Annotated in this window: 14 protein-coding genes; 6 read left to right on the top strand and 8 right to left on the bottom strand. The window is 62.8% G+C overall.

All coding sequences use genetic code 11. The features are described 5' to 3' along the window. Positions 1-19 precede the first annotated feature (19 nt). The 4 genes from AC07VL_RS14975 to AC07VL_RS14960 form a co-directional block, all read right to left on the bottom strand. Positions 20-1075 carry a bifunctional nicotinamide-nucleotide adenylyltransferase/Nudix hydroxylase gene (locus tag AC07VL_RS14975; RefSeq protein ID WP_494806565.1) on the bottom strand — a complete coding sequence of 352 codons (1056 nt, stop codon included), beginning with the start codon at positions 1073-1075 and terminating at the stop codon, positions 20-22. Next, positions 1072-2787: an NAD+ synthase gene (locus AC07VL_RS14970; protein ID WP_494806564.1), complete on the bottom strand. Its 1716-nt coding sequence runs from the start codon at positions 2785-2787 to the stop codon at positions 1072-1074. Before AC07VL_RS14970 ends, AC07VL_RS14975 begins: the two co-directional genes overlap by 4 nt. Before the next feature lie 93 nt (positions 2788-2880). After that, positions 2881-3393 (bottom strand): ClbS/DfsB family four-helix bundle protein, encoded by a 513-nt coding sequence (locus AC07VL_RS14965; protein ID WP_494806563.1) that lies wholly within the window; start codon positions 3391-3393, stop codon positions 2881-2883. Next, entirely contained in the window at positions 3393-4037 is a 645-nt protein-coding gene (locus AC07VL_RS14960; protein ID WP_494806562.1) for an ArsR/SmtB family transcription factor, read from the bottom strand. The genes AC07VL_RS14965 and AC07VL_RS14960 overlap by 1 nt, the downstream gene beginning before the upstream one ends. A 58-nt stretch (positions 4038-4095) precedes the next feature. Between AC07VL_RS14960 and AC07VL_RS14955 the strand changes: the two genes are divergently transcribed. Further along, positions 4096-4584, top strand: a complete 489-nt coding sequence (locus tag AC07VL_RS14955) for a DUF2938 domain-containing protein (RefSeq protein ID WP_494806561.1) — start codon at positions 4096-4098, stop codon at positions 4582-4584. Here the strand turns inward: AC07VL_RS14955 and AC07VL_RS14950 are convergent, their stop codons facing one another. Further along, positions 4585-7038, bottom strand: a complete 2454-nt coding sequence (locus AC07VL_RS14950; protein ID WP_494806560.1) for a DUF3772 domain-containing protein — start codon at positions 7036-7038, stop codon at positions 4585-4587. A 352-nt stretch (positions 7039-7390) separates the two neighbouring features. On the opposite strand from AC07VL_RS14950, the gene AC07VL_RS14945 reads away from it, so the two are divergent. The 4 genes from AC07VL_RS14945 (at position 7391) to AC07VL_RS14930 (ending at position 11022) form a co-directional block, all read left to right on the top strand. Further along, positions 7391-7690: a helix-turn-helix domain-containing protein gene (locus tag AC07VL_RS14945; RefSeq protein WP_494806559.1), complete on the top strand. Its 300-nt coding sequence runs from the start codon at positions 7391-7393 to the stop codon at positions 7688-7690. Then, a complete protein-coding gene (locus tag AC07VL_RS14940; RefSeq protein ID WP_494806558.1) occupies positions 7677-8921 on the top strand; it encodes a type II toxin-antitoxin system HipA family toxin in 1245 nt (414 codons plus the stop codon). The genes AC07VL_RS14945 and AC07VL_RS14940 overlap by 14 nt, the downstream gene beginning before the upstream one ends. 183 nt (positions 8922-9104) lie before the next feature. Then, positions 9105-10046, top strand: coding sequence for a hypothetical protein (locus AC07VL_RS14935; protein WP_494806557.1), 942 nt, complete (start codon positions 9105-9107; stop codon positions 10044-10046). Positions 10047-10158: 112 nt separating this feature from the next. Beyond that, on the top strand, positions 10159-11022 hold the full coding sequence (locus tag AC07VL_RS14930) for a hypothetical protein (RefSeq protein ID WP_494806556.1): 864 nt from the start codon (positions 10159-10161) through the stop codon (positions 11020-11022). A 186-nt stretch (positions 11023-11208) separates the two neighbouring features. Here AC07VL_RS14930 and AC07VL_RS14925 read toward each other — a convergent pair whose 3' ends face one another. From AC07VL_RS14925 to msuE, 3 genes are all read right to left on the bottom strand, one after another. After that, the gene (locus tag AC07VL_RS14925) at positions 11209-12234 is read right to left on the bottom strand and encodes a methionine synthase (RefSeq protein ID WP_494806555.1); all 1026 of its coding nucleotides are present in this window, start codon (positions 12232-12234) and stop codon (positions 11209-11211) included. Positions 12235-12258: 24 nt separating this feature from the next. Continuing rightward, entirely contained in the window at positions 12259-13239 is a 981-nt protein-coding gene (locus AC07VL_RS14920) for a DUF1852 domain-containing protein (protein WP_494806554.1), read from the bottom strand. A 69-nt stretch (positions 13240-13308) separates the two neighbouring features. Beyond that, the gene (gene msuE, locus AC07VL_RS14915; RefSeq protein WP_494806553.1) at positions 13309-13890 is read right to left on the bottom strand and encodes an FMN reductase; all 582 of its coding nucleotides are present in this window, start codon (positions 13888-13890) and stop codon (positions 13309-13311) included. Positions 13891-14017: 127 nt separating this feature from the next. Here msuE and AC07VL_RS14910 point away from each other — a divergent pair, with 127 nt between their 5' ends. Beyond that, positions 14018-14923, top strand: a complete 906-nt coding sequence (locus AC07VL_RS14910) for a LysR family transcriptional regulator (RefSeq protein WP_494806552.1) — start codon at positions 14018-14020, stop codon at positions 14921-14923. The last annotated feature ends 6 nt before the right edge of the window (positions 14924-14929 follow it).

Genomic DNA, 14929 nt, shown 5'->3' with positions numbered 1-14929 from the left:
CGGCGGGCCTGCTGTCCCCCTAGCACCCTTCGTGCGTGAGCTGCAGGAAGTGGTTCAGGATGTGGAAGTGGTCTTCAAAGAATTCCTCTTCCATGGCCGGCAGGACGCTCACCGGCACCCACTGCGCCAGCGCCGCATCGTCGGCGGCCGTCACGGCGGGCAGCTGGCGCGTTTTGAGGTCGAAATAATGCGCATGCGTGATGGTGCGCCCGCGCTGGCTGCGGTCCGGGTGGTCGAACACGGCCACGCCGACCAGCGCCTCGACGAGGGTGGGCGCCAGCACGCCCAGCTGGGTCTCTTCCGCCAGTTCGCGCAGGGCGCCTTGCAGCAGGCGTTCGCGCGGCCCCAGGAAGCCGCCCGGCAGCGCCCACAGGCCCTTGCCCGGATAGCCGCCGCGGCGCACCAGCAGCACGTGGCCGCCCGTCTGCACCAGCGCGTCGACGGTGGTGAAGATGGGCGGATACGGCGCCACGCGCCAGCGCGCCTTGTAGGCCTCGATGGCGCGGTATTCCTGCACCAGCGGCGCGTACCACGGCAATAAAGTCCACGCCTTCAGGTACTGGCCGATGGCGGCGGGCAGCAGCTGCGCCACGGCACTCAGCGACACATCGACATCTTCCGCCTCGAACAGCACGTTGCGGATGGCGGTGGCGCCAATGGGCGCGCCCGCATCGATCTCCAGGTTCAGCAGTTGCCAGTGGGGGAAGTGGTGCAGGTAATAGCTGGTGGCGTCCTTGAAGCAGGCCACCAGGGTAACGCGCTGGGCGCGCGGCACGGCGCCGGCCACGGCATGCCGCACGGCGTCGGCCCACAGGCCGTCATCGTAGTAGTCGCGCACGGCCACGTAGTGCACGCGCTCGCGCTGCGCCTCGGGCAGGGTGGCGGCGATCATGGCGGCCCGCTCCTGCCACGTAAACGGGTTCTTCGGGCTGCGCGCATGAAAGGCGGAGCCGAGCACCACCACCACCTGCGTGGCGGTGGCCAGCGCCTTCTGCAGCAAGCCCGCATGGCCCTTGTGAAAGGGCTGGAAGCGGCCGATCAGGATGGCCGCGTCGGCTGGGTAGGCGAGTGTCATGCGTCGTCTCCGGTGGGGTAGTGGGCGGCGATCGGCAATTGCCGGCCGCTGCCAAAGGCGCGCGAACGCACGCGGATGATGGGCGCCGCCTGGCGCCGCTTGTATTCGTTGCGGGCGACCATGCCGAGGATGCGCGTCACGAGGGCGCGCCCGGCATCCGTCTCGCGCAGCTGGTCGACAAAGGTCAGCGCCTGCGCGCTGTCGGCCGCCGGCAGGCGCCGCCCTTCGATATGCCACTTGAGGATTTCATCGAGCACGGGATACGGCGGCAAGCTGTCCGTGTCGCGCTGGCCCGGCGCCAGTTCCGCCGACGGCGGCTTGTCGAGGATGGCGGCGGGGATCAATTCGCGCCCGGCGCTGGCGTTCACGTGGCGCGCCAGGGCGAACACCTCCGTCTTGTACAGGTCGCCGATCAAGCCCAGTCCCCCGTTCGTGTCGCCGTACAGGGTGCAGTAGCCGACCGAGATTTCGCTCTTGTTGCCGGTGGTGAGCAGCAGGGCGCCGAAGGCGTTCGAGTACTCCATCAATATCGTGCCGCGCACGCGCGCCTGCAGGTTTTCCAGGGGCAGCCCCTGCAGCTTGCCGTCGAAGGCCGCCGCGTAGCCCGCTTCGTACTGCGCCACGATGTCGGGGATGGGATGCGTGTGCAGGACGATGCCGAGATTGGCGCACAGGGCGACGGAATCGGTGACGGAGCCGGCGCTGGAAAACACGGACGGCATGGTGATGGCGACGACCTTATCCGCACCGAGCGCCTGGACGGCCAGGGCCAGGGTCAGCGCGGAATCGATGCCGCCCGAGCAGCCGACGACGACTGTTGTGAAACCGCAGCGGCGCGCATAGTCGCGCAAGCCCAGCACGATCTGGCGGCGCGCAAATTCCACGGCGGGGATGCCGTCCGGGTCCGGCACGGCAAACGCAGCGCCGTCGCGGCGCGTAAAACCGCCATCGGCAAAGCGCAGCAGCTGAAAATCCTCGACGAAGCGGGCCGCCTCGAATTGCAGGCCGTGGCGCGGCGACATGGCGAACGAGGCGCCGTCGAACACGAGCTGGTCCTGGCCGCCCACCTGGTTGACGAAGAGCAAAGGCAAGTTGACGCGCGCGCAGGCGGCGCCGAACACGGCGTGGCGCTGCGCGCGCTTGCCGATGTCGGACGGGCTGGCGTTGATGCTGACGATGAGGTCCGGCCGCGCCGCGTGCAGGGCCTCGAAGGGGTTGACGGCGTAGGCGCGGCCATCGTCGTTCCAGCCATCCTCGCAAATCATGAAGCCGACCTTGCAGCCGGCGATCTCCAGGGTGCAGGCGCCGGGCGGGCCCGGCTCGAAATGGCGGCCCTCGTCGAAGATGCCGTAGGTGGGCAGCAGCTGCTTGTAGTATTCGGCCACGATGCGCCCGTCGCGTATCGCCAGGAGCGCGTTGTACAGAGGCTTGCCGACGCCGGGATTCGGGCGCGCCGTGCCGATGACGGTGACGAGCGCCGGCCAGCGCGTGGAGGCCTGCAGCAAGGTGTCCAGCGCCTGCTGCAAGCCGTGCAGGAAAGCCGCGTCCTCGAACAGGTCGCCCGGGTAGTACGCGCACAGCGACAGTTCCGGACACACCAGCAGGTCGGCGCCATCGCTGCTGGCGCGGGCCATGCGCGCGGTGATGGCGGCGACATTGCCGTCGAAATCGCCCACGGTGGGGTTGAGCTGGGCGAGGGCGATGGTCAGCATGGTGATCCTTCAGTCGGTTGCGCTTGAAACCACTATCCTGCCTGAAATGTTGCTTGTCGTACTGATGCAATCGTGCACGCCCGCAGCGGCGGGCTACAAGGTCTTGAGCCAGGCCCGCAAGCGCGTGCGCGCATGCGCATACGGCGACGCCGTGTTGAACTGGATCATGCGTCCCATCGTGTAATGCGTGTACCAGGGCTGGCCATACAGCTGCGCGTCGTCGTGCGCGTCGACCAGCGCCAGCAACCGGTCTTTCGCCTGCTCCAGGCGCTGCTGCAACTCCGGCATGCTCAGTTCAGCATAGTCGGCATGGAAGCGCTGCGCCAGTGCCCCCAGAGCGTTCCACGTGAAACCTTCGGCGGGAAAGGCGATCTCGTCCATGCTTTTCCCTTCGCGCAGCTGCGCGTGCCAGTGCAGGACCAGCGTATTCCAGCCCAGCAGATACGCGAGCAGGTCGCACACGCTCATGCGCGTGCCCTGGACGTGTCCAGCCAGTACGGGATCGCGCGCCAGCGCCGGCGGCACGCGCGCCAGTTCCTGCGCCAGTTTCGCGTACGTGGTGGTAATCGCCTCGACCAGTTCCTGCTTGCTGTTCGGAATCGCCATCACGCCGCCCGGCTCACCGGCAAGCCGGCCGCCTGCCAGTCGTCGTAGCCGCTGCCGAGACGGCGCGCCTGCAAGCCGTGCCGGCGCAGGGCCGCCACGGCCTGCACGGACAGCACGCAATACGGGCCGCGGCAGTAGGCGGCGATGTCCTGGTGCGCAGGCAATTCCGCCAGGCGGCGCTGCAAGTCGTCCAGGGGAATATTCAGCGCGCCGGGCAGGTGGCCTGCGGCAAATTCCTGCGCGGGACGCACATCGAGCACGGTGATGCTGGCTTCCTGCATGCGTTCCAGCAACTCGTCGCCCGTGATGGCTTCCACGTGGTCGCCACGGCCCAGCGCCTGCAACTCGCTGCGCTGGTGCTGGGCATACACATCCAGCGCGGCCAGCAATTGCACGACGGGGCCGCTGCCCAGGCGGTACAGCACGCGCTTGCCGTCGCGCCGCGCCTGCACGAAACCGGCGCGCCGCAGCTGCTGCAAGTGCTGCGAGGTATTCGCCACGGACAGGCCCGTCAACTCCACCAGCTGCTCCACCGCATGTTCGCCGCGCGCGATCTGCTCGAGCAGGCGCAAGCGCGGCGCACTGCCTAAAATATGGGCAAACTCGGCCGGACTGGCCAGGGATTCGATTTCTGCATTGTTCATTGACAGGATGCTAGCACCCTTATAACATTCAAGCAATTCATTGAATGATTGGGGCGATATGCATGGACTCTGGCTCGATGCACTGGCGATCGGCGTGGGCGCGACGGCGGTGATGGACGTGTGGGCCGTGGCCTTGAAGCGCTACTGGTGCATCCCCTCGCTGAACTTCGCGCTGGTGGGGCGCTGGCTCGGTCATTTGCCGCGCGGCACCTTGAGCCATGTCAACATCGCCCAGGCGGCGCCCGTGCGCCATGAGGCGGTGCTGGGCTGGACGGCGCACTACCTCATCGGCGTGCTGTTTGCGGCCATGCTGCTGGCGCTGGTGGGACGGGAATGGGTGCAAGGGCCGACCTTCGCGCCGGCCCTGCTGGCGGGGCTGGTCAGCGTGGCCGCGCCGTTTTGCATCTTGCAGCCGGGCATGGGCGCCGGCCTGGCCGCCAGCAGGACGCCCCATCCAAACGCCGCCCGCCTGCGCAGCCTGATGGCGCACACGGCATTCGGCATCGGCCTGTACCTGGCGGCCCTGCTGTGGTCGACGATCCGCTAATCAGCTCGTCAGCGGCGGCACGGGGGCAGGCGCCACCGCCGACATCACCGGCGCCTCGGGCTGCGCCGGCACGGTGCTCAACACCATGGTGCTGGGCTTGGCGATCGCGATATGCGCCGCGTCCAGGCGCTTGAGCAGCTCGAACAGCAGGGCGCTGCGGATGCCCGACGTCAGGCGCGGCGACGAAGCATAGCCGGTGGCGTTGAACAGCAACAGGCCATTGTCGATACCGTCGAGCTGCACGTTGGGCGCCGGCGTGTCGAGCACGTCGGGATTGTCGACAAACGCGGACAGGATCAGCGCGCGCGCCGCCTGCGCATCCGTGCCCAGCGGCAGCGGCAGCTTGACCTGCACCAGGCCCAGCGGATTGGCCAGGGTGACGTTGCGCACCGTCTTGGTGATGAATTCCGAGTTCGGCACGATCACCGTGGAACGGTCGCCCAGCTGGATTTCCGTGGCGCGCACATTGATGCGGCGGATATCGCCCTCGACGCCGCCCAGCGACACCCAGTCGCCCACCTTCACGGGACGCTCGGCCAGTAAAATCAGGCCGGAGACGAAGTTCTGCACCACCGCCTGCAAGCCGAAACCGATGCCCACCGACAAGGCCGACGCCACCCACGCGATGCGTTCCAGGCCGATGCCGGCCGCCGACAGGGCCAGCGCCACGGCCAGCACGCCGCCGATGTAGCCGAACAGGGTGATGAATGACACTTGCATGCCGGAATCGAGATTCGTCGTCGGCAGATAGCTGTTCTGCAGCCAGCGCTTGAACAGGCCCAGTGCGATGAAGCCCACCACCAGCACCAGCAGGGCCTGGATCACGGCGGCCGGGCGGATCGCCACTTCGCCGATGGCCAGACCATCCTGCAGCTTGCCGACGCGCTGGAACAGCTCGCCCGGCCCTTCGCCGAACGGCGCCAGCAGCAGCATCAGGGCCAGCAGCACGACGATGGCGCGGCCGATGCCCGACAGCAGCACGGCCGCCTGGTCGCGCGCCTTGGGCGTGGCCAGCACGGGGTTGGCCGCGTCCGGCGGCGGCGGGGTGGACGCCAGCAGCATGCAGATGTCATCGACCAGCACCGTCAGCAGGTAGGTGCTGCACAGCACCACGATGACCCAGGCGATTTGTTTGGCGACAAAGCTGCCGAACGCCACATAGCCGATCAGCAGGCTGATGACGCTGGACGCCAGCGCCAGCCACAGCACGACCGTGACGCAGCGCAGCCACAAGGGCGTGACGGGGGAGGCGGGATCGGCCTCGCGCAACTGGCGCCAGCAGCGCTCGGCGCGCATCAGGCCATAGGCGATGGTGGTGCTCATCACGAGGGCCACGATGCAGTTGACGGCCACGGCCGTGGACAGGCCCGCATTGATGACGATGGTGACCCGTTCCGTCGCCCACACGAGCACGACGATGAAGGAAAACATGGACGGAAAGTTGCGCATGCGGTGCGCCAGCGCGTCGGGCAGGGGCAGCAGCCGCCACGAGACGCGGCGCGGCGACAGCAGCGCGTGACCCAGCCCGGCGGTAAACCCGGCAAAACAGATGATGCCGATCAAGCTGCTGAGGAAAGTCGAGCTTTTTTCAGACAGGCTGCCATCCCAGCGCAAGCCCATGGCCAGCAATTCCGCCACCAGCCCCGGCGTGGCCAGCGCCAGCACGATGACGGCCAGCGCATGCAGCGAACGGCGCAAGCGGCCATGCGGCACGCGCGTGGCCGTCACCACCAGCAGATAGCGCGAGGCCCAGATGCTGGCGCCGATCACGGCCACCACGGCGGCCAGCAAGCCGCCCCAGGCCGACCACGGCGTGGCGCGCGCCGCGTTCGCCAACTCCAGCTCCAGCGCCCGCAGGCGCTGCAGATTCTGCGGCAGTTCGCCATGCAGCTGTTTCCAGAAGGAACCGGCCAGGATGGAGGCTGTGCGCTCGCCCAGGCGCGCCTGCAGCTGCGCGCGGCGCGCCGTCGACACCTGTTCCGAGGCCTGCGTCGCTTCCACGGCCAGCAGGCGCGCCAGTTTCACCTGCGCATCGAGGGCGCTGCTGGTGCGGTCCAGCTGGCTGCGCTGCGCCGCCACGTCGGGCGCTTCCTTGGCCCCCGCCGCCGGCTTGCCCAGCTCGGCCAGCCGCGCCTGCACGCTCGACAGGGTCGGCACGAGCGACTCGGCCACCTTGTCCGCCTCGGCGCTGGCGGCCAGCGCATCGGCCTTCATCTGCGACAGGGTCGCGTCATCGAGGTCGGCGTCGCCATCGAGCGCCTTCTGGATGGTGGTGATCTGCTTGCGCAAGCCATCGAGGCGCTGGTCGGCCGTGGCCGCATCATCGACGGGCTGCGCCCGGGCGGCAGGCGGGGACAGGGAACACGCCAGCAGCAGGCTCAACAGCAGCGGCAGCAGCCAGCCGCGCCAGGGCCGGTGCGTGGAAACAGAATGGGGGATACGGAAAGAAATCATGCGGTCCTATCGGCCAGGTCAATACGAGTGAAAGCGGAACGGCATCGCCGGCAGGCGCAGCAGCAAAGAGCAGCGGCGGCCAGCAGCGGGGCGATGGGTGTTACGGGAGTTGCTGAACTTACGGCAAACAGCGACAGACTAGCGCACTCCTGCGATAGATGGCGGAAATTTTCGTGCGGCAAGAAACCGGGGATAATAGATGAACATAAAATTGCATTTATAAGGCTTAAATTGAATTTTATGTTCATATTTCATGAGACGACATGAAACATATTTCTTCAATTAAGGACTACAATATAAAAAATATGTTCACTTCCCTATCATGACAAAACGTGCCCGCCCGGTAGACGCCATGCCGACGCTCGTCAACGAGCGGCTCAGGATATGGGGCCAGTGCGTGCGCAAGCAGCGCGTGCAGCAAAACATCACGGCACGCGACCTGTGCGCCCGTCTCGACATTTCGCACCCCACCCTGCAGCGCATGGAACGGGGAGAAGCGTCCGTCAACGTGGGCCTGTTCCTGGCCGCCTTCCACGTGCTCGGCATCCTCGCCATGACGGCGCCGGAACCCGACGCGGTGCTGTGGCAGATGGACAGCGTCAACATCCGCAGCCGCCCCGCCTTGAACGAGGGCGACGATGGCTACTTCTAGCCGTCCCTTGTTTGTCTATCTGCAGCGGCCCGACAACGGCGCGTGGGTAGTGGTGGGCCGCTATGTACTCGATGCGCAGACCAGCATCGGCAGCTTTCTGTACGCGCCCAGCTATGCCGATGCAGGCTTGTCCTGGAGCATCGATCCCGTCAATCTGCCTTTCATTCCCGGCATGGAACACCTGGCGCGCCGCTATGGCGGCCTGCATGACGTGCTGCGCGACGCGAGTCCGGATTCCTGGGGACAGATGCTGATACGCCGCGAACACCAACTGGGCGAAAGAGCCACGGCCATCCAGTTCCTGCGCCTGTCGGGCAACGGCGACCGCTGGGGTGCGCTGGCCGTGGGCGACACGCCCAAACCGAACATTGCCAAGCTGGCCAGTCCCAGGCTGCATCAGCTTGACGCGCTGGTGCAGGAACTGCTGGCCATCGCGGAAAGCCGGCCGCCACTCAATGCGCCCTTGCGCAAGCGCCTGTTCGCCACCCCGAGCATGGGGGGCGCACGCCCGAAGGCCACGGTGCAGGACGGTGAAGATTACTGGTTGGTGAAACCGGGCCTGATGACCGATACGGTCGACCTGGCGCTGCTGGAACACGCGACCATGCAATGGGGCAAGGCAGCCGGCCTGCGTTTCGCCGACACGCGCCACCATGCATTGACGGCCGAACGCAGCGTCGTGCGCATCCTGCGCTTCGACCGGCGCGGCGCGCAACGCGTCATGACGGTCAGCGCCGCTTCGCTGCTGCAAGTGCAATATCCGCCGATGGAGGCGGCCGACAGCGATGGCGCCAGCTATCCCCGCCTGGCCGAAGAACTCCGGCGCATCGGCGCGCCGCCGGAAGACGGCATCGAGCTGTTCGGCCGCATGCTCTTCAACGGTGTCGTCGGCAACAACGACGATCATCCGCGCAACCACGCCGTGCTGTTCGACCTGGATGCACAGCGCTGGCGCCTCGCGCCCGCCTTCGATGTCGTGCCGGATACGGAAGACGACCCGCAAACGCTGGTCATGCAAGTGAGCGCCGGCCGCCGCGACATCACGCGCGACGCCATGCTGCGCGATCACACCCGTTTCGGCTTCGCCACGCGCCTGCAAGCAGAGGAGCATGTCGATACCTTGCTGCTGCGCATCGCCGACGCTTTTGCGCAGGTGGCGCCGCTGCTGAACACGACCTTGCGGGCACGGATGACGGAGCGGCTGCGGGTGATGCTGGCGCGCTTGGCTTAAGGCAGGCATAAGGAGGTTTATGCCGTCAGCAGTGTTCATGACGGATATCAACTTATCGGCTTTCAGCATCCCGTATGCTGCGGATATGGACATGCTTAGCAAACTCATATGCTACAAACAAGCTCCGACCTTGCTCGAACGAGTGTGTGCATCCATGGAGAAAAGCACCAGTGATAGAGAAATGTGCGCCAGAGACAAAGCAGCGATTGCCATCCAGAATATCAAGATCAGTACCTTGGCACAGTGATTTGGCAAAATATATCAAAGTTCATTGTTGGTTTGGGCATTGTGCTCATGCTGGCGTTCCTGGCGGCAGCTGGCCGAATGATGAATCCGGTTAAAACATGCACAGTTAGCTGGGTTGACGAAGACAACCGTCTTATCGAGGGTCTTTTCAGTAGCTGTCCGGCTACGCTGCATACGCGTTCGTTCGGCGGCCTGAACTATACGCAGTTTGGAAATTCGATCTACCGCGTCCACCGTGTTGTGCAGAGAATACCTGGTGAGCTGTTACGGCCACGTGTGTCAGAGTTGCTCCTGTTTCAAAAATATATTGATGGCCCCGTCGACTTTGAAACGCTGGCGCCCCTTCCCGGCAACGATTCCTTTCTCAGCGATGGCACGAATCAGTTTGTGCACGGGCGCCGCCTGTCACTGACTCCACCTCTCGATTTTGAAAGGATAAGACCCGTCCCACCAAAAACATCGATGCACTACACGAGTTTCCATACCGATGGCACCTGGGTCTTGCACGGGGATCAGCCTATCCCAGGTGCTGATGCAGCGACGTTTCACGAATTGCTGGTACTTAGAAAGAATGGCCTTGCCATATCGTCGGGTGGGCTGGAAGAGTTAGCTGCAGACAATCATGCAGCGTATTACGGCGGCCAAGAAATTAAGGGCGCCGATCCGGCAACCATCAGTGCCATTGCCTACTGGTCCAGTGAAGATGCTCCACCTGGTATCACTGTGCAAGAACCAAATGGTTCGATTGTCTTCGACCGTCGCCATGCTTGGCGCGTCACTCTCGCCGGAATCGAGCGTATCGACGTTTCTGAAACACAGTTAAAAGCACTACGCGCGGATTTGCAGCAAGCCCGTTCGGCCGCCGCCATTGGCTGGTAGAGGACATTTAAATTCATTAGATCCTGATCAAACGATAACTGGAACGTTAGATGTCAGAGCGACAGAGATCACCTCAGCAGCGAACGAAAAAAGTCTCACTATGGGAGTAAATATGCGCAATGCTATCGGTCTGCAAGCTTACTTCTGGCTGTCCTTGATTGCTGCATTCGTGGCTGGATATATCCTCCCGTTCCAATTGAAAGATCATTACACAGGCATGTTCCTGATCTTTACCGTGGCGCCGGCTATCTGGTTGACAACGCTATTAGTGAATTTGATATTGATTGCACGAACCCGGGGAGAGGTATTCTGGAAGCTGATGCTGCTTGGCCTGTTGGCTTTCGCCGGATGCTCTGTTTGGGCCATCTTTGGCCCCAAGGATTTTGAAATTGCCGCGCGCAAGCGCGAGGTGGCATTTGAGCGTGCGGCAGGTTCCTACCTCTTCATGGTCAACAAGGGGGAATACCGCAATGCAGAGATAGTTTTCCTGGAGGCGGTCAACGCAAATGCATCCGATTTTCCCAACAAGGCCGTATGCGTGGCTGCAGAAAAAGCAAATCTGCAAGGATTGGCGTTCACCATCAAACTGCAAAAAAGGCTAAAGGAACAGCTTGCGCGCCAAGACGAACAGCCTTGCCGGGCAATTTCCTGGGCCGTTGAAAATGGCGCCATACAGGTTGCACGAACGGCGATTGAAAGCGGCGAAGTATTCGGCATGTGGGCGCTGCAGGCGACGGTATCGACAGATTGTTGCCTTGAGAAACAGTCGCTCACCGAAGCGCAGCGGATTGCCTTCTATGAGCTAGCTCTGCAACATGGACAGGTACCGCGCGAACTGATGCCGTCATTGCTCGCTACCGCAGAGCGTCAGCAATCGATGCGACTGGCCGCAGTGATTAAGAGAGGTGCTGAAGAGGTAAGCGGCCGTCCCGATGCAAAGAACAAGGTCATGGGAAATAGCAGGGATAGCAGATAACCGAAGCTGGCGAGCGTTCAATGTTCGAGACAAGATTTAATGGATTCCCGGATATTTTCATCGTCTTGCCCAATACCCTGCGGGGATACCCGCAGGGTCAATCACACACTTGCATCATGCACCTGATGTGATTATCAATAAAGTTGTACACCCCGCTCAATACGGCAAGGGCATGTCACCAGCCCGCTAGGAGATTTCCCTTCGGATGATTTCCGCACCCGCGCTGAGCGCATTGAGTTTGCCTCTTGCCACGCGACGAGACAAGGGCGCCATGCCGCAGTTGGTGCTCGGGTAGAGCTTGTCGGCATCGACAAACTGCAGCGCCTTGCGCAGGGTGTTGGCCACTTCCTCCGGCGTTTCAATGGTATTGGATGCCACGTCGATGGCCCCGACCATTACTTTTTTGCCGCGTATGAGTTCAATCAGGTCGATGGGCACACGCGAGTTGTGGCATTCCAGCGAGATGATGTCGATATTCGATTGCTGCAGCTTGGGGAACGACTCTTCATATTGGCGCCACTCGGACCCCAGCGTATTTTTCCAGTCCGTATTGGCCTTGATGCCGTAGCCATAGCAAATATGCACGGCCGTTTCGCATTTGAGGCCTTCGATCGCCCGCTCCAGGGTGGCGATGCCCCAATCATTGACTTCATCGAAGAAGACATTGAAGGCGGGTTCGTCAAACTGGATGATGTCGACGCCGGCCGCCTCCAGTTCCCGCGCTTCCTGATTGAGGATCCTGGCGAATTCCCAGGCCAGTTTTTCACGGCTTTTATAGTGGCTGTCGTACAGCGTGTCGATCATCGTCATCGGACCGGGCAGCGCCCATTTGATGGGCTGCGTGGTTTGCTGGCGCAGGAACCTGGCGTCGTCGACAAATACGGACTTCGGGCGGCTCACGGCGCCGACGACGGTCGGCACGCTCGCATCGTAGCGGTCACGGATTCTGACGGTCTCGCGTTTGTCAAAATCGACGCCGCTCAGGTGCTCGATAAACGTGGTGACAAAATGCTGGCGGGTTTGCTCGCCATCGCTGACGATATCGATGCCTGCCTGCTGCTGTTCCTGCAGCGACAGCAGCAAGGCATCCTGCTTTCCCTCGACTAATTCCTCGCCCTGTAATTTCCAGGGCGACCACAGCTTTTCAGGCTGGGCCAGCCAGGAAGGTTTCGGCAGGCTGCCGGCAGTCGAAGTAGGTAATAATTTTTTCATGATCAATGATGTCGTGTATTGGGATTAATTAAAGAGCGTGGTCGCGGCCCATTGTTCCAGCACATGCTTGTATGGCTTGATGAAGTGCTCTTCCGTGTATTTCCCCTGCTGGACCGCCAGTTGGCTGCGCTCTTCCCGGTCATAGACAATTTGCGTCAGCGAGTAATCCTGGTTCTTCAGGCTGGGCTGGTAAAACTTCCCCGCCGCCGAATTGGCGTTGTAAATCTCGGGCCGGTAAATCTTCTGGAATGTCTCCATCGTGCTGATGGTGCCGATCAGCTCCAGGTTCGTGTAGTCGCCCAGCAGGTCGCCGACAAAGTAAAAAGCCAGCGGCGCGGCACTGTCTGGCGGCATGAAATAGCGGACCTGCAGCCCCATTTTTTCGAAATATTGATCCGTCCGCGAAAATTCATTTTGCCGATATTCGACGCCGAGTATGGGATGCCGGTTCTCGGTCCGATGATAGGTCTTGCTGCTCGAGGCGCTGATGCAGATGACAGGCGGCTTGCTGAAATGCTCCTTGTAGGTCGTTGAATTGACAAAGTGCTTGAACAGCTTTCCATGAAAATCGCCGAAGTTCTCCGGCGTGCCAAAGGTGGCTTTATTATTGTTGTACTCTGGCAGCAGCACGCTGAAGTCGTAATCGCGCACGTACGAGGAGAAGTTATTCCCCGCGATGCCGGCCATGCGCTCTCCGGTTTCCCTGTCCAGGATATTCGGCTTCAATATCTCGATCAGCGGAATATTGCTGCCTTGGACGTCAATATTGAGCTCGACGGAAATGATTTCGAGCTCGACCGAGTAGCGCTCTCCCTTCGGATTGTCCCAATGCGCCAGGTTGTTGAAGCGATTGCTGATCATCCGCAAGGTATTGCGCAAATTCTCCCGGCGACTCGCTCCTCTGGCCAGATTGGCAAAGTTGGTCGTCAGGCGCGTATTGTCCGAAGGATGATAGTTTTCATCGAAAGCGATGCTCTTGATGCTGAATACAAAGTCTTTGCTCATGGTGATCGGCTGTCCTGATTGCTGCGAATAAATGAATGTGTGTATGACGTAGTGACCGTGGCAGGCGTATCAAGCCGCGACCGCTTCGTTGGCGGCGGCAGGTCTCGCATGGCGCGTCAATGCGAGCAATGGCAATGCCCGCTGGACGGCCAGCGCGGCGCGCTGGAGCAGGGCCTCGTCCTGCACCCGGTAGTCGGCGAAATCCTTGTCCGTGGCGTACACGCCCAGCGGCAATGTGCGTGCCTGGAAAAAGCTGAACAGGGGCCGCAGCTGGTGGTCGATCATCAGCGCATGGCGCTCGCTGCCGCCGGTGGCCGCCAGCAGGACGGGCTTGTCGATCAGGGCGTCCTGGTCAATAAAGTCGAAGAAGTGCTTGAACAAGCCCGTGTAGGAGCCGCGGTAGACGGGCGTGGCCACCACCAGGATGTCGGCCTGCTCGACCGCCGCAAGTTCCCGCTCCACCGCATGGGGCAGCTGGGAGCGCCAAACCGCGCCGGCCAGCTGCGGCGCGAGCTGGCCCAGTTCGACCAGGCGCTGTTCGCACGGGACGACGCCGGCGATCAGGTCCAGCAGGTGCTCTGCCAGGGCGGCGGCCTTGGAAGGGCGTTGCAGCCCGCCGGAAACGGCGACCAAACGCAGTGGACGTGTCATGTTTGCTTTCATAGGGGTGATGCGCGCGGGCCGACAAATGCCGGCAGCAAGGGAATGGATGATAACGGCGGGAATCGATGAAGTATAATGGTCTTATTTCATATATCCATGAATATGGCTCATTCCAATGCTTGAACGCATCCACCTCAGCATCGTCCAGCAAGTCGAGAAACAAGGGTCGTTGACGGCCGCCGCAGGCGTACTGCACCTGACCCAGTCGGCCCTGAGCCACAGCATGAAAAAGCTGGAGCAGCAACTGGGCACCGACGTCTGGCTGCGCGAAGGGAGAAATTTGCGCCTGACGCAGGCCGGCCAGTACCTGCTGGCGGTGGCGAACCGGGTGCTGCCGCAGCTGGACCTGGCCGAAGAGCGCCTGGGCCAGTTCGCGCAGGGCGAGCGCGGCGCGCTGCGCATCGGCATGGAATGCCACCCTTGCTACCAGTGGCTGCTCAAGATCGTGTCGCCGTATCTGGCCGCATGGCCGGACGTGGATGTGGACGTCAAGCAGAAGTTCCAGTTCGGCGGCATCGGCGCGCTGTTCGGCTACGAGATCGACCTGCTGGTCACGCCCGATCCGCTGTACAAGCCGGGGCTGACCTTCGAACCCGTGTTCGACTACGAGCAGGTGCTCGTCGTGGCCAAGGGCCATGCCTTGGCCGGGGCGGCCTGTGTGCAGCCCCAGCAGCTGAGCCAGGAAGTGCTCATCAGCTACCCCGTCGACATCGAGCGCCTGGACATCTACAACCAGTTCCTGCTGCCGGCCGGTGTCACGCCCAAGCGCCACAAGGCCATCGAAACGACCGACATCATGCTGCAGATGGTAGCCAGCGGCCGCGGCGTGGCCGCCCTGCCGCGCTGGCTGGTCGAGGAATATGCGGCCAAGATGGACGTGGTGCCGGTGCGGCTGGGCGCGCGCGGCATCGCCAAGCAGATCTTCCTGGGCGCACGCGAGACGGACACGGCCATCGACTACGTGCGCGCCTTCATCGCACTGGCCCGCCAGCCGGCCATTGCGCCAGAAAACCAAGGCTAGCCCCGT

The sequence above is a fragment of the Janthinobacterium sp. GW821-FHT03C08 genome (genome assembly GCF_059420905.1).
The sequence above is the reverse complement of the archived record's forward strand: the minus strand, read 5'-3'. Positions and strand labels throughout refer to the sequence as shown.